Source organism: Bacillus sp. JJ1503 (assembly GCF_036965125.1).
In the GTDB taxonomy this organism is placed as follows: Bacteria; Bacillota; Bacilli; order Bacillales; family Cytobacillaceae; genus Cytobacillus.
In genome coordinates, this window is record NZ_JBALOZ010000242.1 from 11,014 (window position 1) to 12,521 (window position 1,508).

A 1,508-nucleotide genomic window follows, 5' to 3' on the forward strand; every position below is an offset into this window, starting at 1 on the left:
CAACTAACAATCAGTGGGATAATGCCCCCACTGATTGAAGTTTCACTTTATCCTTTGAGCTTTGAAAATGCAATTTCTGCTGCTTGGAGTGTTTTTTCGATATCTTCATCACTATGTTCAGTGGATAAGAAGAGACCTTCAAATTGGGAAGGAGGAAGGAATACTCCTTGATTAGCCATTTCCCGATAATAGGATGCAAAATAATCCAGGTTCGAGGATTTGGCTTTATCGTAGTTAATGACATCTTCATTTGTAAAGAAGAAACCAATCATCGAGCCAGCACGATTGAAAGTATGAGGGATTTCATATTTTTCTGCTGCAGCTTTTATACCAGCTTCTAATAAATCCCCTTTACGCTGGAATTCTTTATATGAATCTGGAGTAAGCTGACTCAATGTTTCATAGCCAGCCGTCATGGCTAATGGATTTCCAGACAAGGTTCCTGCCTGATAAATAGGACCGCTTGGTGCAATTTGCTCCATAATTTCAGCCTTTCCGCCATATGCGCCAACAGGAAGTCCCCCGCCGATTACTTTGCCTAAACAAGTGATATCTGGAGTAACATTGTAATAGCCTTGAGCACAATTGTAATCAACACGGAAGCCTGTCATAACCTCGTCAAAGATTAAAAGTGCGCCATATTGAGATGTAATTTCTCTTAAACCCTCTAGGAAGCCAGGAAGAGGCGGAACAACTCCCATGTTCCCAGCTACAGGCTCGGCGATAATACAGGCAATATCTTCTCCAAATTGTTCAAAAGCGTATTTAACACTTTCTAAATCGTTATAAGGAACAGTAATCGTATTTTTGGCTACACTTTCTGGTACACCTGGGCTATCTGGAAGTCCAAGTGTAGCGACTCCAGATCCTGCTTTAATAAGCAAGGAATCGCCATGTCCGTGATAGCAGCCTTCAAATTTCAAAATTTTGTTTCGGCCCGTATAGCCTCGTGCGAGCCTTAAAGCACTCATTGTTGCTTCTGTACCAGAGGAGACCATACGTACGACTTCAATAGAAGGTACTCTCTCCTGAACAAGCTTGGCCAGATCATTTTCTTGAACGGTTGGTGCACCGAAGCTAGTTCCCATTTCAGCTACCTTCTTTATTGCCTCAACAACACGATCATTCGAATGCCCTAGAATTAAAGGCCCCCATGATAAAACATAGTCAATATATTCATTGCCATCGATATCATAAATTTTGGAACCCTTTCCTCTTTCCATAAAAATCGGATCCATTTTAACTGATTTGAAGGCACGCACAGGTGAGTTAACCCCACCAGGCATCAATCTGCTTGCTTCTTTAAAAGCTTGAATAGATTTTTCGTAAGAGCGCATTTAATCCCTCTTCTCGTTTTAATGTTTTTCTAAAGACGGTTTAAGTATAACTTTTAAGGCTGAAGGGTGTTTTAAAGTCCCTTTAATTACCTTCTGAACTATTTTTCAATGCTGAAAGGCGTTATTAAATCCCTTTAACTACCTTCTGACCTGTTTTCTGGCACTGAAGGG

General features: G+C 40.8%; 1 protein-coding gene. It reads right to left on the reverse strand.

What is annotated here, in order from left to right:
- Positions 1–47 precede the first annotated feature (47 nt).
- Positions 48–1,337 carry a glutamate-1-semialdehyde 2,1-aminomutase gene (gene hemL / locus V7149_RS18090; protein WP_335347003.1) on the reverse strand — a complete coding sequence of 430 codons (1,290 nt, stop codon included), beginning with the start codon at positions 1,335–1,337 and terminating at the stop codon, positions 48–50.
- Positions 1,338–1,508: the final 171 nt, after the last annotated feature.

What these genes read in the sequence shown, in the direction of transcription:
- hemL (WP_335347003.1), bottom strand. Translation starts at nt 1,337, where the DNA reads ATGCGCTCTTACGAAAAATCTATTCAAGCTTTTAAAGAAGCAAGCAGA.